At 68.1% G+C, this 18,480-nt stretch carries 20 protein-coding genes and 1 riboswitch; of the genes, 11 read left to right on the forward strand and 9 right to left on the reverse strand.

The features are described 5' to 3' along the window. Positions 1 to 46: 46 nt before the first annotated feature. Positions 47 to 613: a DUF3016 domain-containing protein gene (locus AC5P8Z_RS15795; protein WP_495229474.1), complete on the reverse strand. Its 567-nt coding sequence runs from the start codon at positions 611 to 613 to the stop codon at positions 47 to 49. A gap of 242 nt (positions 614 to 855) precedes the next feature. On the opposite strand from AC5P8Z_RS15795, the gene AC5P8Z_RS15800 reads away from it, so the two are divergent. After that, positions 856 to 2,844: a hybrid sensor histidine kinase/response regulator gene (locus tag AC5P8Z_RS15800; protein WP_495229475.1), complete on the forward strand. Its 1,989-nt coding sequence runs from the start codon at positions 856 to 858 to the stop codon at positions 2,842 to 2,844. Between the two features lie 43 nt (positions 2,845 to 2,887). After that, positions 2,888 to 3,181 (forward strand): DUF3247 family protein, encoded by a 294-nt coding sequence (locus AC5P8Z_RS15805; RefSeq protein WP_286070826.1) that lies wholly within the window; start codon positions 2,888 to 2,890, stop codon positions 3,179 to 3,181. Positions 3,182 to 3,251: 70 nt separating this feature from the next. Here AC5P8Z_RS15805 and AC5P8Z_RS15810 read toward each other — a convergent pair whose 3' ends face one another. Continuing rightward, complete coding sequence (locus AC5P8Z_RS15810) at positions 3,252 to 3,515, reverse strand: hypothetical protein (RefSeq protein WP_005407925.1); 264 nt, start codon at positions 3,513 to 3,515, stop codon at positions 3,252 to 3,254. 156 nt (positions 3,516 to 3,671) lie between these two features. On the opposite strand from AC5P8Z_RS15810, the gene AC5P8Z_RS15815 reads away from it, so the two are divergent. The 3 genes from AC5P8Z_RS15815 to AC5P8Z_RS15825 are packed head-to-tail and all read left to right on the forward strand — an operon-like array spanning position 3,672 to position 6,114. Next, a complete protein-coding gene (locus tag AC5P8Z_RS15815; protein ID WP_495229476.1) occupies positions 3,672 to 4,736 on the forward strand; it encodes a class I SAM-dependent methyltransferase in 1,065 nt (354 codons plus the stop codon). After that, positions 4,733 to 5,434: a pseudouridine synthase gene (locus tag AC5P8Z_RS15820; RefSeq protein ID WP_286070828.1), complete on the forward strand. Its 702-nt coding sequence runs from the start codon at positions 4,733 to 4,735 to the stop codon at positions 5,432 to 5,434. Before AC5P8Z_RS15815 ends, AC5P8Z_RS15820 begins: the two co-directional genes overlap by 4 nt. Beyond that, positions 5,431 to 6,114 carry an HAD family hydrolase gene (locus AC5P8Z_RS15825; protein ID WP_295568319.1) on the forward strand — a complete coding sequence of 228 codons (684 nt, stop codon included), beginning with the start codon at positions 5,431 to 5,433 and terminating at the stop codon, positions 6,112 to 6,114. The genes AC5P8Z_RS15820 and AC5P8Z_RS15825 overlap by 4 nt, the downstream gene beginning before the upstream one ends. 38 nt (positions 6,115 to 6,152) lie before the next feature. Here AC5P8Z_RS15825 and fabB read toward each other — a convergent pair whose 3' ends face one another. Continuing rightward, entirely contained in the window at positions 6,153 to 7,361 is a 1,209-nt protein-coding gene (gene fabB / locus AC5P8Z_RS15830; protein ID WP_286070830.1) for a beta-ketoacyl-ACP synthase I, read from the reverse strand. Then, entirely contained in the window at positions 7,361 to 7,876 is a 516-nt protein-coding gene (gene fabA / locus AC5P8Z_RS15835; protein ID WP_010484110.1) for a 3-hydroxyacyl-[acyl-carrier-protein] dehydratase FabA, read from the reverse strand. Before fabA ends, fabB begins: the two co-directional genes overlap by 1 nt. 191 nt (positions 7,877 to 8,067) lie before the next feature. Here fabA and dinB point away from each other — a divergent pair, with 191 nt between their 5' ends. Then, entirely contained in the window at positions 8,068 to 9,162 is a 1,095-nt protein-coding gene (gene dinB, locus AC5P8Z_RS15840) for a DNA polymerase IV (RefSeq protein ID WP_495229477.1), read from the forward strand. Between the two features lie 271 nt (positions 9,163 to 9,433). Here the strand turns inward: dinB and AC5P8Z_RS15845 are convergent, their stop codons facing one another. Further along, positions 9,434 to 10,345, reverse strand: a complete 912-nt coding sequence (locus AC5P8Z_RS15845) for an MBL fold metallo-hydrolase (RefSeq protein WP_495229478.1) — start codon at positions 10,343 to 10,345, stop codon at positions 9,434 to 9,436. Between the two features lie 161 nt (positions 10,346 to 10,506). Continuing rightward, positions 10,507 to 11,145, reverse strand: a complete 639-nt coding sequence (locus AC5P8Z_RS15850) for an NAD(P)-dependent oxidoreductase (protein WP_286070833.1) — start codon at positions 11,143 to 11,145, stop codon at positions 10,507 to 10,509. Between the two features lie 108 nt (positions 11,146 to 11,253). Here AC5P8Z_RS15850 and AC5P8Z_RS15855 point away from each other — a divergent pair, with 108 nt between their 5' ends. The 3 genes from AC5P8Z_RS15855 to gph all read left to right on the forward strand — a co-directional run bounded on the left by AC5P8Z_RS15855 (position 11,254) and on the right by gph (position 13,704). Next, the gene (locus tag AC5P8Z_RS15855; protein WP_286070834.1) at positions 11,254 to 12,183 is read left to right on the forward strand and encodes a LysR family transcriptional regulator; all 930 of its coding nucleotides are present in this window, start codon (positions 11,254 to 11,256) and stop codon (positions 12,181 to 12,183) included. Further along, entirely contained in the window at positions 12,180 to 12,971 is a 792-nt protein-coding gene (locus AC5P8Z_RS15860; RefSeq protein WP_286070835.1) for a class I SAM-dependent methyltransferase, read from the forward strand. Before AC5P8Z_RS15855 ends, AC5P8Z_RS15860 begins: the two co-directional genes overlap by 4 nt. A 64-nt stretch (positions 12,972 to 13,035) precedes the next feature. Further along, a complete protein-coding gene (gph, locus tag AC5P8Z_RS15865) occupies positions 13,036 to 13,704 on the forward strand; it encodes a phosphoglycolate phosphatase (protein ID WP_495229479.1) in 669 nt (222 codons plus the stop codon). A 115-nt stretch (positions 13,705 to 13,819) separates the two neighbouring features. Here gph and btuB read toward each other — a convergent pair whose 3' ends face one another. Next, on the reverse strand, positions 13,820 to 15,661 hold the full coding sequence (gene btuB, locus AC5P8Z_RS15870; RefSeq protein WP_495229480.1) for a TonB-dependent vitamin B12 receptor: 1,842 nt from the start codon (positions 15,659 to 15,661) through the stop codon (positions 13,820 to 13,822). 115 nt (positions 15,662 to 15,776) lie between these two features. Then, a riboswitch (cobalamin riboswitch) is annotated at positions 15,777 to 15,999 on the reverse strand. 143 nt (positions 16,000 to 16,142) lie between these two features. Between btuB and AC5P8Z_RS15875 the strand changes: the two genes are divergently transcribed. Next, positions 16,143 to 16,721: a histidine phosphatase family protein gene (locus AC5P8Z_RS15875; protein WP_495229481.1), complete on the forward strand. Its 579-nt coding sequence runs from the start codon at positions 16,143 to 16,145 to the stop codon at positions 16,719 to 16,721. 89 nt (positions 16,722 to 16,810) lie between these two features. Here AC5P8Z_RS15875 and AC5P8Z_RS15880 read toward each other — a convergent pair whose 3' ends face one another. Both AC5P8Z_RS15880 and AC5P8Z_RS15885 read right to left on the reverse strand, forming a co-directional pair. Beyond that, complete coding sequence (locus AC5P8Z_RS15880; RefSeq protein ID WP_286070839.1) at positions 16,811 to 17,173, reverse strand: TfoX/Sxy family protein; 363 nt, start codon at positions 17,171 to 17,173, stop codon at positions 16,811 to 16,813. After that, positions 17,170 to 17,652, reverse strand: a complete 483-nt coding sequence (locus tag AC5P8Z_RS15885) for a GAF domain-containing protein (protein ID WP_286070840.1) — start codon at positions 17,650 to 17,652, stop codon at positions 17,170 to 17,172. The genes AC5P8Z_RS15880 and AC5P8Z_RS15885 overlap by 4 nt, the downstream gene beginning before the upstream one ends. Positions 17,653 to 17,720: 68 nt before the next feature. Between AC5P8Z_RS15885 and bioD the strand changes: the two genes are divergently transcribed. Continuing rightward, positions 17,721 to 18,404, forward strand: a complete 684-nt coding sequence (gene bioD, locus AC5P8Z_RS15890; RefSeq protein ID WP_286070841.1) for a dethiobiotin synthase — start codon at positions 17,721 to 17,723, stop codon at positions 18,402 to 18,404. Positions 18,405 to 18,480: the final 76 nt, after the last annotated feature.

An 18,480-nucleotide genomic window follows, 5' to 3' on the forward strand; every position in this document is an offset into this window, starting at 1 on the left:
GTGTCGACCAAGGTCGACACCTGCCGGCGGGGCGCGTTGCCCGGCCTTACCGCGCGGCGGTGGCCTGGCTGGCCAGCTGGCGCTTCACCCAGTCATCGATCAGGCGCTTCTCGTAGCGCAGCGGGTCGCTGTCGCTCTTCAGGCCCAGGTTGTGCAGGTAGCCGGTATCGCTCAAGCGCGCGTCACCTTCGCTGACGATGCGGCCGCTGGCGTCCTTCAACGTGTACTGCAGGGTGATCCGCGGCGGGTAGATGTCGCGCATGATCCGGATATCGCGCCCGCGCGGGCCGTGCCACGGCTCGTAGTCACCGGCGCGCTTGATGTCGACCAGCGTCACATCCAGGGTCTGGCCCGGTTGCAGCGGCTTGGCGGCGGTGGTCTGCACATAGCGCGCCAGCTGCTGTACCCAGTCGCCGCGTTCGGCCTCGAAGCGGTTGCTGCTCTGGCGGATCTCGGTGAACCTGGCCGGATCGTCCCACTTCACGCTCACCGGGCCATCGGCCTGCAGTGCGCGGGGGGCTGCTGGATCGGTCACCGCGCGGGGCGCAGCCTGGGCGCTGCCTGCCACGAGGGCGCCGGCCAGCAGCAGGGCGGAAGCAAGTGAGCGGTTCATGACGGTCTCCTGCATCCCTGAGGGGGACGATGTTGATCACACATCGAGTGTGAGCCTGCTCCCGGGCAACGGCAATGGCCGAATGCGTCACGCACAAGAGCGGTTGCCGCCAATTCATCGTCGTCAACCATGACTGACGGCGCTTGACGCTGTGAATACGTCCTTTGGAAGATGCTGTGCCTCCAATCCGGCCCGTCCAGACGCCCTTGTCCACACTGCCGCCCTTAGTGGAGCGCCCACCGATGATGGTGCCGGCGCCCGAACCCGACCTGCATCATGGCGTGCTTGAGCGCATCAACGCCGGTTTCTGCGTGATCCAGGTGCTGTTCGAGGGTGACCGCGCGATCGACTACCGCTTCATCGAGGTCAACGACGCGTTCGAGCGCCATACGGGCCTGAAGGATGCCCTTGGCCAGCGCATGACGGCGCTGGAGCCGAACCACGAGCAGGACTGGTTCCGCATCTACGGCGAGGTCGCGCGCAGCGGCCGGCCGGCACAGTTCGAGATGGAGGCACGGGCGCTGGGTCGCTCCTTCGCGGTCGACGCGGTGCGCGTGGGACGGCCGGGAGAGGACAAGGTCGGCATCCTGTTCTTCGACATCACCGCACGCAAGCAGATGGAGGTGGACCTGGGCGAAAGCGAAGCCCGCTTCAGCGCGCTGGCCGATGGCCTGCCGATGCCGGTATGGGTGCTCGACGAGCGCGGCCACGCCCGTTTCGTCAACAGCGCCTTCAGCGAGTTCTTCGGTGGCGATGAAACGCGCGTGCCGGAAGATGTCTGGCGTGGGCTGGTGCACCCGGATGATGCGTCGGTGTTCGAGTACGAACTGCAGGAAGCGCTGAAGGCACAGCGATCGATGCATGCGCTGGTGCGTGCGCGCCGTGCCGATGGCCAATGGCGCTGGCTGGAAATGAACGCGCGCCCGCGCTTCTCGCGCATGGGCCGCTTCATCGGCCTGGCCGGCAGCAGCCCGGACGTGACCGAACGCCGCGAGATCGAACTGGCACGCGAGGAACTGCTGCAGTCCGAGCGCGCCGCGCGCAGTGCCGCCGAGAACATGGCGCGGTTGAAGGACGAGTTCCTCGCCACCCTGTCGCACGAGCTGCGCACGCCGCTGACCACCATCCTTGGTTGGAGCGAACTTCTGCTGCAGCGCGTGGACAACACCAGCCCGCTGTTCAAGGGCCTGAACGTGATCGCCAACAGCGCCGGCGCACAGAAGCGGCTGATCTCGGACATGCTTGATCTCAGCAGCATGCTGCTGGGCAAGGTGCAGCTGGAAGTGGAAGTGCTGGACCTGCGCACGCTGCTTGGCGAGGCCATCGGCGCGCAGGAACCGGTGGCCGAGGGCAAGGCGCTGGACGTGCACCTGCAGCTGCCCGAGCAGCCGAGCCTCGTGCTCGGCGATGCCACCCGCCTGCAGCAGGTGTTCTGGAACCTGCTGTCGAATGCAATCAAGTTCACCCCGGCCGAAGGCCGCATCGACGTACAGCTGCAGGCCGACGACAGCCACTGGATGATCACCGTGCGCGATACCGGCGACGGCATCGCACCGGAGTTCCTCAACCACCTGTTCAGCCGTTTCCGCCAGGCCGATGGCACCACCACGCGGCGCCATGGTGGCCTCGGCCTGGGGTTGGCCATCGTGCAGCAGCTGGTTGAACTGCATGGCGGCACGGTCACGGCCGCCAGCGAAGGGCATGGCCACGGTGCCACCTTCACCGTGCGCCTGCCGCAGCACCTGCCGGATGCCGAGCGCCGGCCGCTGCGCGAAGTGATCAGCGGGCCGATCCTGGAGCCGGTGATCGTCGAGCCGTATCCGCTGCGGGGCGTGCACGTGCTGGCGGTGGAAGACCAGCCGGAAGTGCTGGAATACCTGCGGCGCATGCTGGAAGAGCAGGGCGCCAGCGTATCGGCGGCCAGTTCGGCCGGCGAGGCGCTGGCGCTGCTGGCCGATACCGGGCACCTGCAGTACCACGTGATGCTGACCGATATCGGCATGCCGGGCATGGACGGTTACGGGCTGGTGCGCACGCTGCGCGAAGACATGGGCGTGAATGCGGCAACACTGCCCGCGGTGGCGGTGACCGCACTGGCGCGTGCCGATGATCGTCGCCGGGCGCTGGCCTCGGGCTTCCAGGAGCACGTCGCCAAGCCGTACTCGGTTGCGCAGCTGGTAGCTGCCGTGCGCAAGGTGCAGGTGCCGCGCGCGGACAGCGCACTGCACTGAGCATTCACGGCCGATCGGCGACCCTGCACGCAGGAGGTCGCCGATGTCCCGTACCGCTCCCCGTATCCATACCGACCCGGCGCAGATCGCGCGCCTGGAAGCCCTGCTGCCGCAGCTGGAAGGCGAAACGCAGGTGGAACTGACCCTGCATGATGGCCGGCGCCTGCTCGGCACGGTGGCGGTGAAGCCCACCGTGCAGCAGTACCGCAACGGCGCCGGCGATGAAGGCAGCAACGGCCAGCTGCGGCTGGACGACTACGACACGCCGGTGCAGCAGCACCACGTGTGGCTGGACGAGATCGCCAGCATCAACCGCCTGCCACCCAGGGCGCCCTGATCGGTTGCAGAGCCGAGCCCACGCTCGGCTGCGCCCTCGCCCGAGCGTGGGCTCGGGCGCTACCGGTGCCTCAATGCTCGAACAACGTCGGCGTCGCCTCGAACCGGCGCGCATAGGCGCGTTCTTCGGCGACCCGCGCCACCTCGTCATCGGCCAGGTCCGGTGCGCCGTACACCGCATAGGCCACGCTGCCATCGGCGCCATGGCCGACCTGGTGCAGCCGGTAGCGCGAGTGGCCGCCGCCGGTGTCCTCGGGGTAGTGCACGGGCGGATGGCTGCCTTCCAGGTCCATTTCACTGTTGTCGACCACGCCACCGACGAACAAGGCTCGCATGCAGGTTCTCCTGGGTTTCCGGGGGAGCCTCTACCCTGAACGTTCCAATGTTGCTGGCGGATCAAGGCCCCGTTCGGGTTTCGCAAAGCGTCCTGGCGGGCGGGCCCGGCCGAGCCGGTACAATGGACGGCCCTCACGCTTGAAGTACCCGCGCCGATGGCCTCCAGCGACGACGCCCCCCTGCAGACCCTGTTCCTGCCGTTCTCCCAAGGCGCCCTGCGCTGGCCGGAGGGCCCGGTGGCCTTCCTGCGTGCCCGCGATGGTTGGCCGTTGCGCGAGGCCGCTGGCACTCGCGAAGTGCATTGCGAGCAGAGCTTTGCCCCGTTCGCGCAGCCGCTGCAGCAGGCTGCCGGCTGGACCGTCAGTGGCCAGCTGGACGATGCCGCCGGCAAGGGCCGTTACCCGCTGGTGCTGGTGCTGCCGCCGCGCCAGCGCGAGGAAGCCCGTGCGCTGTTCGCCCGCGCGCTGGCCCTGGTCGCCGACGGCGGCCGCATCGTCGCCTGCCAGTCCAACAACGAAGGCGCGCGCTCGGGCGAGGGCGACCTCAAGCAGCTGGCCGGCCTCGGCGGCAGCCTGACCAAGAACCATTGCCGCGTGTACTGGACCGCCCCGCTGCAGGGCCAGCACGACGCCGGCCTGGCCAAGCGCTGGTCGGCGCTGGACGCGGTTCGGCCCATCGTCGGTGGCCGCTTCCTCAGCCGCCCCGGTGTGTTCGCCTGGGACCGCATCGACCCGGCCTCGGCGCTGCTGGCCGAGCACCTGCCGGCCGACCTTGCCGGGCGTGCCGCCGACCTCGGCGCGGGCTACGGTTACCTGTCGCGCGAACTGCTGGAGCGCTGCCCGAAGATCACCGCGCTGGACCTGTACGAGGCCGAGCAACGTGCGTTGGCGCTGGCCGAGCTGAATCTGGCGCCGCCGCCGCGTCCGCTGCCGCTGCGCTTCCTCTGGCAGGACGTCACCGCCGGCATCGAGCCGGGCTACGACGTCATCATCAGCAATCCGCCGTTCCACACGCCGTCGCGCGCCGACCGCCCGGACATCGGCCAGCGCTTCATCGCCGTGGCCGCGCAGGCACTGCGTCCGGGCGGGCGCCTGTACGTGGTGGCCAACCGCCACCTGCCGTACGAGTACACGCTCAACGAGAGCTTTGGCGCGGTGCGCGTGATCGCCGAGCGTGATGGCTTCAAACTGGTGGAAGCAGTGAAGGGCAAGGGCCGATGAAACTGGTCAAGCACATCGCCAACCTCGGCTATGGCAGCCGCAAGCAGGTGCAGTGGATGTTCCGCGAAGGCCGTGTCACCGACGCCGACGGCGAAGTGCTGTACGCGGATGACCAGGTGGCGCACGACGCCATCCGCGTTGACGGCGAGCCGCTGGACCCACCGGCCGGGTTGTCGATCGCGCTGCACAAGCCGGCCGGCTACACCTGCTCGACCAAGGACACCGGCCGCCTGATCTACGACCTGTTGCCGCCGCGCTTCCGCGACCGCGATCCGGTGCTGTCCACGGTTGGACGCCTCGACCGCGAGACCAGTGGCCTGCTGCTGCTGACCGACGATGGCGGCCTGCTGCACCGGATCATCTCGCCGAAGTCGAAGTTGCCCAAGGTCTACGACGTTGAGCTGAGCGACGACCTGCGCGGCGACGAAGTGGCGCTGTTCGCCAGCGGCACGCTGATGCTCGAATCCGAGAAGACGCCCCTGCTGCCGGCTGAACTGGAAGTGCTGGATGCGCGGCGCGCGCGCCTGGTGCTGCACGAAGGTCGCTACCATCAGGTACGCCGCATGTTCGCCGCCACTGGCAACCATGTGCAGGCCCTGCACCGCAGCCGCGTTGGCGGGCTGGACCTGCAGGGACTGGACGAGGGGCAATGGAGGCAGCTCACCTCAAGCGACCTGGATACGCTGTTCGCTCCATGACCACCATCGCTGCGCTGCCCTTCCTGCCCGACGCCGTCATCTTCGACATGGACGGCCTGATGATCGACAGCGAGCGCGTCTCGCTGGCTTGTTGGAGCGAGGCTGCCGACGAATTCGGGCTGCGCCTGGACGAGGCGGTGTTCCTGCGCATGGTCGGCCTCGGCGACCGCGATACGCACGCGCTGCTGCGTGCGCAGGGCATCAAGGACAGCGTGATCGACGCCGTGGCAGCACGTTGCCATGAGCTGTACGAAGCACGCACGCAGACCGGCCTGCCGTTGCGGCCGGGCATCCTGGAGCTGCTGGAACTGCTGAAGGCACATGCGGTTCCGCGCGCGGTGGCGACCACCACGCGGCAGCCACGGGCCAACCGCAAGCTGGCCGCTGCTGGCCTGCTGCCGTACTTCGATGCGGTGATCACCAGTGGCGACGTGGCACGGCCGAAGCCGGCGCCGGACATCTACCTGCTGGCCGCGCAGCGGCTGGGGCAGGCGCCGGAGCGGTGCCTGGCGCTGGAAGATTCACCGGCCGGTACGCGCGCGGCGCTGGCCGCCGGCATGACCGTGATCCAGGTGCCGGACCTGGTGCATCCGGATGAAGAGTTGCGTGCCCTGGGCCACCGCATCGTTGGATCGCTGGTGGACGCGCACGCGCTGCTGCTGCCGTTGTTGCCGAGGTAACCGGTAGGTGCCGACCGTTGGTCGGCACGCCTTCCCCATCACACCCGCCCGAACACCAGCGCGGCGTTGGTGCCACCGAAGCCGAAGCTGTTGGACATCACCGTATCCAGCTGCTGCTCGCGGCTTTCGCGCAGGATCGGGAAGCTCTCCACCTTCGGGTCCAGCTCGCCGATGTTGGCCGAACCGGCGACGAAGCCGTCGCGCATCATCAGCAGGCAGTAGATCGCCTCGTGCACGCTGGCCGCACCCAGCGAATGGCCCGACAGCGCCTTGGTCGACGACAGCGGCGGTACCGCATCGCCGAACACTTCGCGGATCGCATTGAGCTCGGTGACGTCGCCCAGCGGCGTGGAGGTGCCGTGGGTGTTGAGGTAGTCCAGCGGACGATCGACGCCCTGCAGCGCCATCTTCATGCAGCGCACCGCACCTTCGCCGGACGGGGCGACCATGTCGGCGCCGTCGGAGGTGACGCCATAGCCGATCAGTTCGGCGTGGATGTGCGCGCCGCGTGCAACGGCGTGGTCGTAGTCCTCCAGCACCAGCATGCCGCCGCCGCCGGCGATGACGAAGCCGTCGCGGTCCTTGTCGTACGGACGCGAGGCGCTGGCCGGGGTCTCGTTGAAGCTGGTCGACAGCGCGCCCATCGCGTCGAACATCACGCTCATCGACCAGTGCAGATCTTCGCCGCCACCGGCGAACATGATGTCCTGCGCGCCATGGCGGATCATGTCCGCGGCAGCGCCGATGCAGTGCGCCGAGGTGGCGCAGGCGGCCGACAGCGAGTAGCTGACGCCCTTGATCTGGTAGGCCGTGGCCAGGCAGGCCGACACGGTCGAGCACATCGTGCGCGGCACCATGTACGGGCCGACCTTGCGCACGCCACGTTCGCGCAGCAGGTCGACCGCGCCGATCTGCCATTCGCTGGAGCCGCCACCGGAGCCTGCGATCAGGCCGGTACGCAGACTGCTGACCTGCTCGGCGCTGAGCCCGGCATCGGCGATGGCATCGCGCATGGCCAGATAGGCGAAGGCCGCCGCATCGCTCATGAAGCGCTTTTGCTTGCGGTCGATCAGCGCGTCCAGGTCGAGGTCGACGCGGCCGCCGACCTGGCTGCGCAGGCCCGCTTCGGCGTGGTCGGCCAGGGCGGTGATGCCCGAGCGCCCTTCGCGCAGCGCAGCCGAAACGGTATCCAGATCATTGCCGAGGCAGGACGTGATGCCCATGCCGGTGATGACGACGCGACGCATCAGAAGCTCCCGGTTTCAGTGAACAGGCCGACGCGCAGGTCGCGCGCGCTGTAGATTTCGCGGTCATCCACGTACATGCGGGCATCGGACTGGGCCATCACCAGCTTGCGGTTGATGACGCGGCTGATGTCGATCTCGTAGCGCACCAGCTTGGCGTCCGGCAGCACCTGGCCGGTGAACTTCACTTCGCCACAGCCCAGCGCGCGGCCCTTGCCGGGGGCGCCCAGCCAGGTCAGGAAGAAGCCGGTCAGCTGCCACATGGCATCCAGGCCCAGGCAGCCGGGCATCACGGGGTCGCCGATGAAGTGGCAGCCGAAGAACCACAGGTCCGGGCGGATATCCAGTTCGGCGCGTACCATGCCTTTGCCATGCGGTCCGCCGTCCTCGCGGATGTCGGTGATGCGGTCGAACATCAGCATCGGATCGTTGGGCAGACGGCCGGCGGCGGCGCCGAACAGTTCACCGCGTGCGCTGGCCAGCAGCTGTTCGCGGTTGAACGCGTGGAGACGGGTCATGAAGCACAATCCTGGAAGCGGGGAAACAGGGAAACAAGCGCTCGAGGATGCCCGTGGAAACTGCGCCGATCAAACATTTCAACCGTACGCAACCGTAGTGTTTTCAATGGAATACGCGCATCCTGTTGATGTGCAACGACCATACTTCGGCGTGTGGCCCGTTCAGCACGCCCCCGCCCTTTCCAGCTGACATGACCCGACTGCGCAAGATCATCCACGTTGACATGGACGCGTTCTACGCGTCGGTGGAGCAGCGCGACGATCCGTCACTGCGCGGCAAGCCGGTGGTCGTGGCATGGCGCGGCGCGCGCTCGGTGGTGTGCGCGGCCTCGTACGAAGCGCGCGTGTTCGGCGTGCGTTCGGCGATGCCCGCGGTGCGTGCCGAACGCCTGTGTCCGGATGCGATCTTCGTGCCGCCGGACTTCGCACGTTACAAGGCGGTGTCACAGCAGGTGCGCGCGATCTTCCTGCGCCATACCGACCTGGTCGAGCCATTGTCGCTGGACGAGGCCTACCTGGACGTGACCGAACCGAAGAGCGGCATCGAACTGGCCACCGACATCGCCCGCACCATCCGCGCGCAGATCCGCGAGGAAACGAACCTGACGGCTTCAGCCGGCATCGCGCCCAACAAGTTCCTGGCCAAGATCGCCTCGGACTGGCGCAAGCCGGATGGCCAGTTCGTGATTCCGCCGCAGCGGGTGGACGCGTTCCTGCTGCCGTTGCCGGTGAACCGGGTGCCCGGCGTCGGCAAGGTGATGGAAGGCAAGCTGGCCGCACGCGGTATCGTCACCTGCGGCGACCTGCGGCAGTGGGCCTTGATCGATCTGGAAGAGGCGTTCGGCAGTTTCGGCCGCAGCCTGTACAACCGTGCACGTGGCATCGACGAGCGGCCGGTGGAACCGGACCAGCAAGTGCAGTCGATCTCCTCGGAGGACACCTTCGCCGAGGACCTGCTGCTGGAAGACCTGGGCGAAGCGATCGTGCAGCTGGCGGAGAAGACCTGGAATGCAACGCGCAAGACCGAGCGCGTCGGCCACACCGTGGTGCTGAAGCTGAAGACCGCGCAGTTCCGCATCCTCACCCGCAGCTTCACCCCGGAACGCCCACCGGAATCGATGGAGGAACTGCGCGACATCGCGCTGGCCCTGCGCGCCCGCGTCGACCTGCCGGCGGAGACGCGCTATCGCCTGGTGGGTGTCGGGCTGGGTGGGTTCCGTGAGAAAGAGCCGGTGGTGCAGGGGGAGTTGTTCGAGCACGAAACGAACGACTTCCCGCGAAGCTGACCCATGTGTCGACCAGGGTCGACACCCACCAAAAGCAGGCCATGCCACCCAGGCAGATCGCACAGAACTGTCGAAGGCGGGGTGGGTCCGGTTGCGGGGGCGTGAGCGCCATGGATGGCGCGACCGAGCCTCCATGGACGGATTCACGGCGTCCCCCGCAACCGGACCCACCCCGCCATCCCAGGGATAGCCAGCCGTTGCTGTTGCTTCGGCTGTTGCCGTTGCATTGAGCAGGTGCAGGACGCAGCCCTGCAAAAGAAAACCCCCTACCTCACGGCCACTGCATCTCGCCCTTGGCCACCTTCGCACTCAGCTCCAGCGATGCCACGCCATCCAGCTTCGGGTAACGCGCCTGCATCGCCTTCACCAGCGCCGCACTGTCCTTGGCCTTCGCCGCTTCGCCATCGAACGCGCGGATGTAGTCCGCCGTGAACGCCAGCGCACTCGCATCCAGCGCCGCACCCGGTGCGTAGTGCCCCGGCACCACCACCTTCGGCTTCAGCGCCTGCAACCGCTGCAGGGTCTGCAGCCAGTCGGCATGTGACTTCGGCGTCTGCGTATCGGCCATCCACACGTGCTCGCCGGCCACCACCGGAATACCGCCGACGATCGCGCGCAGCGACGGCACCCACAGCACCGTGCGGTCCGGGGTCGGGCCATCCAGCCCGATCAGCGGCAGGCGCTGGCCTTCCAGCATCAGGGCATCACCGTCCAGCACCCGCGGCACCACGATGCGCGCCGGCACGTCCGCACCCATCTTCGGGCCCCAGTAGGCCAGCTTGCCGGCCTGGGTCTGCTGGATGTGGGCGACGGTCTGCGCGGTGGCGACGATGCGCGCCTTCGGGAACGCATCCTGCAGGGTGGCCAGGCCGAAGTAGTAGTCCGGATCGCCGTAGCTGATGTAGATCGTGGTCAGCTGCTTGCCGCTGGCGCGGATCAGCTCGACCAGCTTGCGCGCGTCGCTGGCGCCGAACTGCGCATCGACCAGGATCGCGTCGTGGCGGCCTTCGATCAGTACCGAGGACACCGAGAACATGGCCTGCGGGCCGGGATGGAAGGTCTGCAGGTGCAGCTGGGATTTCGTTGCCGTGGCCGGCGCCGGGGTGGCCGACGCGGCCATCAGCGGAGCACTGGTGAAACTGGCGGCCAGCGCGAGGGGAAGCAGCAGGGCAGCGGTGCGCATGGGGAATTCCTTGTGTCGGATGGGGAGCCGAGCGTGGGCTATGCCGGGCGTCCTTGCCCGGCCCCCTACGGGCCGTCGCAAGCGACGTTGGCAACGGCTCCTGCCGTTGCCTTCGGCTCTACAGGTAGGTAGCGCCGGGCCAGCCCCGGCGCACGCCATGATCAATAGGCTGCCGTGATGATCTGTTTCGGGTACTGGTGCGCTTCCAGCTCGGCGACGAACGCCGCGCCGTAGTCGGCGTAGCTGATGCGGCTGTGGCCGCTGGCGTCGGCCAGGAAGGCCTTGGGCTGCACGCGGTACTGGCCGCGCTCTTCGCCCGGGCCGATTTCGGCGGCCGGCGAGAAGAACGTCCAGTCCAGGTCGTCCACCGCCTGCAGGCGATTGAAGGCTTCACGATGGGCCAGCGCGTACGGCTTGTAGGCCTCCGGGAAGGTGGGGGTATCGACCAGCTGCACGCCCGGCGCGACTTCCAGGCTGCCAGCGCCACCCACCACCACCAGACGCGGTACACCGGCCTTGCGCGCGGCGGCGGCCAACTGCGCGGCTACCTCGCCGACGCGGCCGATGTCATCGCCCGGGCGCGGGCCGTAGGCACTGGCCAGTACGTCGTGGCCGGCGATGGCAGCGACCAGCGCATCCTGGTCATCCAGCGAGGCGATCACCGGATGGGCACCGGCCAGTTCGGCCGGAAGGTCCTGCGCGGTGCGCACGATGACGGTGAGTTCGTGGCCGTTGGCCAGCGCGTGGCGGGCGATCTGGCGGCCGATGTTGCCGGTGGAACCAACGAGGGCGATCTTCATGGCAGGACTCCGTGGGGCGGTGCGGGGTGGGAATGGGGCCACTCTAGGCCGCTGCAGTCGCTCGAAAAACAGCGTATAACGCGCTTGTTTGTTGCAGGAATCGAGCAGATGGATCGACTGACCGCCATGACCGTGTTTGTCGAGGTGGCCGAGCGTGGCAGCCTCACCGCCGCCGCCGAGGTGCTGGACATGTCGCGGGCGATGGTCTCCCGCTACCTGGCCGAGGTCGAGGGCTGGCTGGGCGCGCGCCTGCTCCACCGGACCACGCGCCGGGTCAGCCTGACCGGCCCCGGCGAGGCGGCGCTGGCGCGCTTCCGGCAGATGCTGGCCATCGGCGAGGCGCTGCAGGGCGAACTGGCCAGCGACGATCCCGAGCCGCACGGCACGCTGAGGGTGACCGCCAGCGTGTCGTTCGGGCAGGCCCACCTGGCGCGGGCGGTGGCAGGTTTCGTCGCACGCCACCCGGCGGCGCGCATCGAACTGCTGCTGGTCGACCGCATGGTGAACCTGGTGGAAGAGCGCGTGGACCTGGCCGTACGCATCGCCCGCCAGATCGACCCCAGCCTGATTGCGCGACGGCTGGCCACCTGTCGCTCGGTGTTGTGCGCGACGCCGTCCTACCTGCAGGCACGCGGTACGCCCACCGCACCGGAACACCTGGCCGCGCACAACTGCCTGACCCATCACTACGTGGGCAAGAGCCTGTGGCAGCTGCACCGCGATGGCCGTTCACTGTCGGTGGCGGTGGGCGGCAACATCAGCGCCAACGAGGCTTCGCTGCTGCTGGAGGCAGTGCGGGCCGGTGCCGGTATCGCCATGCTGCCGACCTACCAGGTGGCGCCGCTGCTGCGCACCGGCGAACTGATCGAACTGCTGCCCGGATTCAGCCTGGACGAACTCGGCATTCATGCCGTGTACGCGTCACGGCGCCAGCAGCCCGCTATCATGCGGCGATTCCTGGACTACCTGGCCGAGTGTTTCGCCAGCCCGGCCTTCCAGGATCTGGATTGGCGCCCACCGGGCAAGGAGAACACATGAACCATGGACAGGCCTTGATCGACCACAACCGTGCTGCCTGGGACCGCCAGGCCAGCGAAGTGCGCGAATGGTCGCGCCCGGTGGAAAGCTCAACCATTGCCGCCGCGCGCGAAGGCCGTTGGCAGGTGCACCTGACCCCACGCGCGCTGCCGCTGGACTGGCTGGGTGATGTGCGCGGCCGCCGCATCCTGTGCCTGGCCTCGGGCGGTGGCCAGCAGGCACCCGTGCTGGCGGCGGCCGGCGCAGACGTCACCGTGTTCGACCTGTCCGACGGGCAGCTGGAACAGGATCGCAGGGTCGCTGCGCGCGACGGCCTGCAGCTGCGCACCGTGCAGGGCGACATGCGCGACCTGCACGTATTCGCCAACGACAGCTTCGACGTGGTGTTCCATCCGATCTCCAACCTGTACGTACCCGACGTGCGCCCGGTGTGGACCGAATGCCGCCGCGTGCTGGCGCGCGACGGGATGCTGATGGCCAGTTTCTACAACCCGGTGCTGTTCGTCGGCGCGCGTGATCCGCAGCTGGATGCACAGGGCCTGATCCGGCCGCAGTACGCCATTCCCTATTCGGATCTGGAAGATCTGCCATCGGCGGAACGCGAGGCGAAACTGGCCCGTGGTGACGCGCTGACCTTCGGCCACAGCCTGACCGAACTGATTGGGGGGCAGCTGGATGCCGGCTTCGTCATCGATCGCTTCATGGAAGACTGGCAGCCGCGGCCGCGCTTCCTGATCGACCGTTACCTGCCCACCTTCCTGGCCACCCGCGCACGCCGGATCGGCTGAGGCGGATCCAGTAGAAAAAGGGCGGCGTACAATGGACGGCCCCACGTTTTACAGGCGCCGTCCCTTGTCGTATCCCTATCCGCTGGTCGTATTCGACCTCGATGGCACGCTGGTCGACAGCGCTGCCGATATCGCCGAAGCACTGAACCGCACGCTGGAGGACATCGGCTTGGCGCGCGTGCCGGAGGCCACCGTGCTGGGCTGGATCGGTGACGGTGTGCGTCGCTTGGTCGAGCAGGCGGTGCAGGCCGCCGGCCGCGAGGTGGACCTGGCCGAGGTGATGCCGGTGTTCATGGTGCACTACCGTGAGTGCCTGCTGCGTAGCCCGCGCCTGTTCGATGGCGTGGGCGAAGCACTCGCGCAGCTGCGTGCACGTGCTGTTCCGCTGGCCATCTGCACCAACAAGCCCGAAGCGCTGGTGCCGCCGCTGTTGCAGCATCTGGGTATCGGTGATGCGTTCGCGCTGGTGCTGGGGGGCGATTCACTGCCGCAGCGCAAGCCCAGCGGTGAGCCACTGCGCCATATCGCAGCGCACTTCGGGCTGCCGGTGGCGTCCTGCCTGATGGTGGGTGATTCGTTGACCGATTACCGCGCCGCCGAAGATGCCGGCATGCCGATCGCACTGGTGCGCTACGGCTATCCGCGCGGCCTGGACCTGGCCACCGCGCATGCGGTGGCGGTGATCGATGACCTGCGTGAACTGCCGGGACTGACCGCCGGTATCCCGGTGTAGAGCCGAGCCCATGCTCGGCTGCTTGAATGCATGAGCCTAGCATGGGCTCGGCTCTACAGTAGATCGACGCCATGCGTCGATGGAAAACGCGCCGGGCAATGCCCGGCGCCTTCCTTCACTTCGGCTGGTAACGCACGCTCAACTGGTACTCACGACCCGGCTGGTTGAACCACGCCACCGTCTCATATCTGCGGTCGAACACGTTGGCGGCACGCGCCAGCAGCGACCACGACGGCGTCAGCGCGTACTCGCCGCGCACATCCAGCGTGCCGTAACCTCCCACCTTCACCGCATTGGCGGCATCGTCGTAGCGCTTGCCCGCACCCTGCACGGTCAGGCCTGCGCGGAAGTCGCCGAAGCGGCGGTCGATGTCCAGGCGCGCGGTCTGCTGCGCGCGGCGAGGCAGCCAGTTGTCGAACTGGGTGCTGCCGCCGGTGCGGTTGCGCGGGTCGGTGTAGCTCAGCTGGGCGTTGATGTCGAAGCCGGCCAGCAGCAGGCCACCGGTCAGTTCGGCGCCGCGGATGCGGGCCTTCTCCACCTGCTGCATCCTGAAGGTCGCCGCATCGTAGGTGATCAGATCATCGACGCGGGTTTCATACACGTCCAGGCCCCAATGCCAGCCCTGGCCCTGCTGCGAAACACCCAGGTTGGCACTCTTCGACTTCTCCGGATTCAACGTCGGCACGCCGCTCCACGGGTCATACAGGTCGCTGAAGGTCGGTGCCTTGAACGCGGTGCCATAGCTGGCATTGACGCGCAGGCCGTGGCCCAGTTCCATCGCCCAGCCAACGCTGCCGGTGGCGTGGTTGCCGAACTGCTGGTTGTCGTCGTTGCGCGCGCTGGCCTGCAGCTGGTGGCGGCCGAAGCGGCCCTGGTACTGCACGAATACGCCGGTGTTGCGGCGGCTGTCGACGAGGTAACCCGCGCTGCTGCCATCCAGGTTGTCTTCGCTCCAGTCCACGCCTGCGCTCAGCAGCTGGCCTTCGGCCACGCCGATATCGCCCTGCAGCGAGGCGCTGTCGCGGTGGGTCTGTGCGCTGCCACGTGCACCGAAGTCGCCAAAGTTGTCAGACTCGTTGTCACTGCGGCCGACGCTTGCGGTGAATGCCAGGCGCTCGGACGGGGTGTAGCGCACCTTGCCGGCCAGCACCTGCTGGCGGGTCTCGGAGTAGTTGTAGTAGCCGTCGTAGTGGTTCCTGCCGTCGGCGCGCAGCGCGCTGCCTTCCACGTTCCACTGGTCGTTGAAGGTATAGCCACCGCGCAGGCTCTTGGACAGGTTGCGGTAGCCGTCGCGGTCGGGCTCGTCGGCGAAACAGCCGGCGAACAGCGTGGCCGAGCCGCGGCAGGCATCGATGCCATCGGAATGCTGGTAGGCGATGTCGGCACCGAACCAGCCGCGCTCGGTACCACCGCCAATGCCACCGCTGGCTTCACGCAGCCCGTTGCTGCCACCGCCAAGCTGGAAATGCGGGGCGAAATCGCCCTGGTTGCGGCGGGTGAAGATCTGGATCACGCCACCGATGGCGTCGGCGCCGTACAGGCTCGACTGCGGGCCGCGCACGATTTCCACGCGTTCGATCTGCGCCAGTGGCAGGTCCTGGTACATGGCCAGGCCGAGGTCGGCGCTGTTGATGCGCACGCCATCGACCAGCACCACCGTGTGGCTGGAATTGGTACCGCGCAGGAACAGCGAGCTCTGCTTGCCGAGCCCGCCGGCATTGGTGAGGTTGATGCCGGCGCGGCCACGCAGCAGCTCCTGCAGCGAGGTCGCCTGGCTCGCTTCGATCTGTGCGCGATCGATCACCTGTGCCGGCGCGATGCTGTCCTGCAGGGCAATCGGGGTGCGGGTAGCGGTGACCAGGATCTGGTCGAGCGCGGTGGTGTCCTCGTTGGCCTGTGCCAGCGCGGGCAGGGCGGCCAGCACGGCCAGGGACAGAATTCGGGACTGCAGCTTCATGGGGGACTCCAGGTGCCACGCACGCCCGCGTGGCGAAGGGGAGGAGCCGCGAAGGCAGGCACGCGCCGATGCCGCAGCATGGGCTGCGGTCATCCAGCGCCATGCCCACCGCATCGCGACCTGAGGCTTCCGGGCCGGTCTCCGGGCTTGCCGCCGGGTGGCGCGAGGCCACCGTCCAGGCGCCTTCCCATGCCCGTGGCACAGTGGCGGTGTTGCCTGGAACTGACGTGCTTACCGTTGCGGGGGCAGCGCCGGCCTGGCGTGGAATCACGCGTCACCGGCTTCCCGTTTCAACCTGCCGGCCGTGGCCGCAGGTCACCTGGAAGTGGGCGCAGTCTACGGCATCGCAGGCAGTCCCGTTGCGTCGCGTCTGCTCGACTGCTCCGGCCGTGCCTTTAGAATGGTTGCTCGATCCCGTGGTGCCGTTGCCGATGTCCGCCCGTTTTCCGCTGTACCTGCGTTGCCCGTCCGGGACGCACGCATGATCCTCGACCTGGTCCGCCATGCCGGCAATGGCCGTGATGAATACCTTGATGGCCGCAGCGACCCACCGCAGCTGGCTGGCCTGCCGCAGGAACTGATCGAGGCCTACGCCGCGCAGCCCTGGCAGCGCGTGATCAGCTCGCCGCGGCTGCGCTCGCTGCACACGGCGATGGCACTGGCCACCCCGCGCGGGTTGGACGTGGAAGCGGACGAGGAATGGGAAGAGCTGGATTTCGGCGACTGGGACGGGCAATCACTGTTCGACCTGCCGGAAGATGCGCTGGCGGCGTTCCACGCCGATCCGCATGCGTTCCCGCCGCCGAACGGTGAAAGCTGGGGCCACTTCGAGCGACGCATCGCGCGCGCGCTGGATCGCCTGCTCGATGATGAGGACCCGCTGCCGACGCTGGTGGTCAGCCACGGTGGCCCGCTGCGCATGGTGCTGTCGCAGGTGTGCGGCCTGCCGATGTCGCTGTGCTGGGCATTGCGCATCGACCACGGCACCCGTTTGCGGGTGCGGTTGGAACGCGGAGAGACCGGCCTGGTAGGCGAGCTGCTGGAGCTGCAGCAGCCCTGATCTGCTCTTGTAGAGCCGAGCCATGCTCGGCTGCACGTCTATCAGAAAGGCCAGCCGAGCCTGGGCTCGGCTCTACAGAGGGGCGCGGCTCAATCCTCGTCCGCGCCCTCGTCAACGCTGTCTTCAGCGTCATCACCGGCATCGAAGCGCTGCTCATGCACCGGGCCCGAGGCCGGGCCGGCCGCCTTCAGCGGATGCGCGGCGATACGCGCTTCATAGTCCTGCACCAGCGCATCGCGCTGCGGCTCGCTCAGCTCCTGCCAGTGGCAGTCCAGCAATGCACCTTCCAGCGAGTACAGCAGGTTCAGGCTGGGCTTGAAGCCGGCACGCTTGACCTTGACGAAGGCACCGACCGCACCGATCGCGACCAGGTCGTCGCGGCTGCGCAGGCCGACCTGGCGCAGCCAGGCTGCACTTTTGGGGCCGATGTTGCGCAGCTTCGGTGCGCTCATCCCAACGCCTCGACGAACACGCGGGCGATGGCTTCCAGGCCAGCCTGATCCTCGGCGTCGAAGCGGCCGACCTTCGGGCTGTCGATGTCGAACACGCCGATCAGTTCATCACCACGCAGCAGCGGCACCACCAGTTCCGAGCGCGAGGCCGAATCGCAGGCGATATGGCCGGGGAAGGCATCGACGTCCTCCACGCGCTGGGTCACGCGCTGGGTGGCGGCGGCGCCGCACACGCCCTTGTCCAGCGGGATGCGTACGCAGGCCGGCAGGCCCTGGAACGGGCCGACCACCAGTTCCTTGCCGTCGTACAGGTAGAAGCCCACCCAGTTCAGGTCGGGCAGGGCGTGGTAGACCAGTGCAGAGAGGTTGGCCGCGTTGGCGATGCGGTCGGACTCGCCGTAGACCAGGCCTCGGGCCTGTTCCAGCAGCTGGGCGTATTGTTCCGGCTTGCTGCCGGTGAGCGAGGCATTGGCGAACATGGTTGCAGTCTAGCAAGCGCGCCGGGCCGGCGATAATGCACACACTGTTGCCCTGTTGGAGCCCTTCGATGCCGTTGCCCGCCACGCTGCCGCCCGCCCTGTTCGTCACCGGCACCGATACCGGGATCGGCAAGACCGCCACCAGTACCGCCCTGCTGCATGCGCTGCGCCGGCGCGGGCTGCGCGCGGTCGGGATGAAGCCGGTGGCCAGCGGCAGTGAGGACCTGGGGCAGGGCCTGCGCAATGAAGACGCGCTGGCGCTGCAGGCGGCCAGCTGGCCGGTGCCGGACTACGCGGATCTGAACCCGTACGCGCTGCGGCAGCCGCTGGCACCGGAGCTGGCTGCTGCCGAGGATGGTGTGCAGGTTGAACTGGCGCCGATCGTGGCTGCGTTCGAACGACTGCGTGCGCAGGCCGATGTGGTGGTGGTGGAGGGGGTGGGCGGTTGGCTGGCGCCGGTTTCGGCCACGCTGGATCAGCTCGATCTGGTGCGTGCGCTGCAGTTGCCGGTGCTGCTGGTGGTGGGCATGCGGCTGGGCTGCGTGAACCACGCGCGGCTGACTGCGCAATCACTGCAGGCCAGCGGCGTGGACTGTCTGGGCTGGATCGGCAACCACATCGACCCGGCGATGCAGCGCCAGGACGAGAACGTGGCCACGCTGCAGCAGCGCCTGCCGATGCCGTGCTGGGGGCGGCTGCCCAATCTTCCGGGGGCGGATGGCCAGATCCTGAGCACGCACCTGCTCGATTGACCTGCCTACTGTAGAGCCGAGCCCATGCTCGGCTCAGTGGGGGACCATTGGCGAAGGGCAGCCGAGCGTAGGCTCG

Source organism: Stenotrophomonas sp. YJH_SMC_17 (assembly GCF_059371655.1).

Coding starts and splice junctions, on each gene's coding strand:
- AC5P8Z_RS15805 (WP_286070826.1), top strand. CDS start 2,888: ATGTCCCGTACCGCTCCCCGTATCCATACCGACCCGGCGCAGATCGCG.
- AC5P8Z_RS15855 (WP_286070834.1), top strand. CDS start 11,254: ATGGATCGACTGACCGCCATGACCGTGTTTGTCGAGGTGGCCGAGCGT.
- AC5P8Z_RS15850 (WP_286070833.1), bottom strand. CDS start 11,145: ATGAAGATCGCCCTCGTTGGTTCCACCGGCAACATCGGCCGCCAGATC.
- AC5P8Z_RS15795 (WP_495229474.1), bottom strand. CDS start 613: ATGAACCGCTCACTTGCTTCCGCCCTGCTGCTGGCCGGCGCCCTCGTG.
- AC5P8Z_RS15820 (WP_286070828.1), top strand. CDS start 4,733: ATGAAACTGGTCAAGCACATCGCCAACCTCGGCTATGGCAGCCGCAAG.
- AC5P8Z_RS15825 (WP_295568319.1), top strand. CDS start 5,431: ATGACCACCATCGCTGCGCTGCCCTTCCTGCCCGACGCCGTCATCTTC.
- AC5P8Z_RS15810 (WP_005407925.1), bottom strand. CDS start 3,515: ATGCGAGCCTTGTTCGTCGGTGGCGTGGTCGACAACAGTGAAATGGAC.
- bioD (WP_286070841.1), top strand. CDS start 17,721: ATGCCGTTGCCCGCCACGCTGCCGCCCGCCCTGTTCGTCACCGGCACC.
- AC5P8Z_RS15885 (WP_286070840.1), bottom strand. CDS start 17,652: ATGTTCGCCAATGCCTCGCTCACCGGCAGCAAGCCGGAACAATACGCC.
- AC5P8Z_RS15845 (WP_495229478.1), bottom strand. CDS start 10,345: ATGCGCACCGCTGCCCTGCTGCTTCCCCTCGCGCTGGCCGCCAGTTTC.
- dinB (WP_495229477.1), top strand. CDS start 8,068: ATGACCCGACTGCGCAAGATCATCCACGTTGACATGGACGCGTTCTAC.
- AC5P8Z_RS15880 (WP_286070839.1), bottom strand. CDS start 17,173: ATGAGCGCACCGAAGCTGCGCAACATCGGCCCCAAAAGTGCAGCCTGG.
- AC5P8Z_RS15860 (WP_286070835.1), top strand. CDS start 12,180: ATGAACCATGGACAGGCCTTGATCGACCACAACCGTGCTGCCTGGGAC.
- fabB (WP_286070830.1), bottom strand. CDS start 7,361: ATGCGTCGCGTCGTCATCACCGGCATGGGCATCACGTCCTGCCTCGGC.
- fabA (WP_010484110.1), bottom strand. CDS start 7,876: ATGACCCGTCTCCACGCGTTCAACCGCGAACAGCTGCTGGCCAGCGCA.
- AC5P8Z_RS15800 (WP_495229475.1), top strand. CDS start 856: ATGATGGTGCCGGCGCCCGAACCCGACCTGCATCATGGCGTGCTTGAG.
- btuB (WP_495229480.1), bottom strand. CDS start 15,661: ATGAAGCTGCAGTCCCGAATTCTGTCCCTGGCCGTGCTGGCCGCCCTG.
- AC5P8Z_RS15815 (WP_495229476.1), top strand. CDS start 3,672: ATGGCCTCCAGCGACGACGCCCCCCTGCAGACCCTGTTCCTGCCGTTC.
- AC5P8Z_RS15875 (WP_495229481.1), top strand. CDS start 16,143: ATGATCCTCGACCTGGTCCGCCATGCCGGCAATGGCCGTGATGAATAC.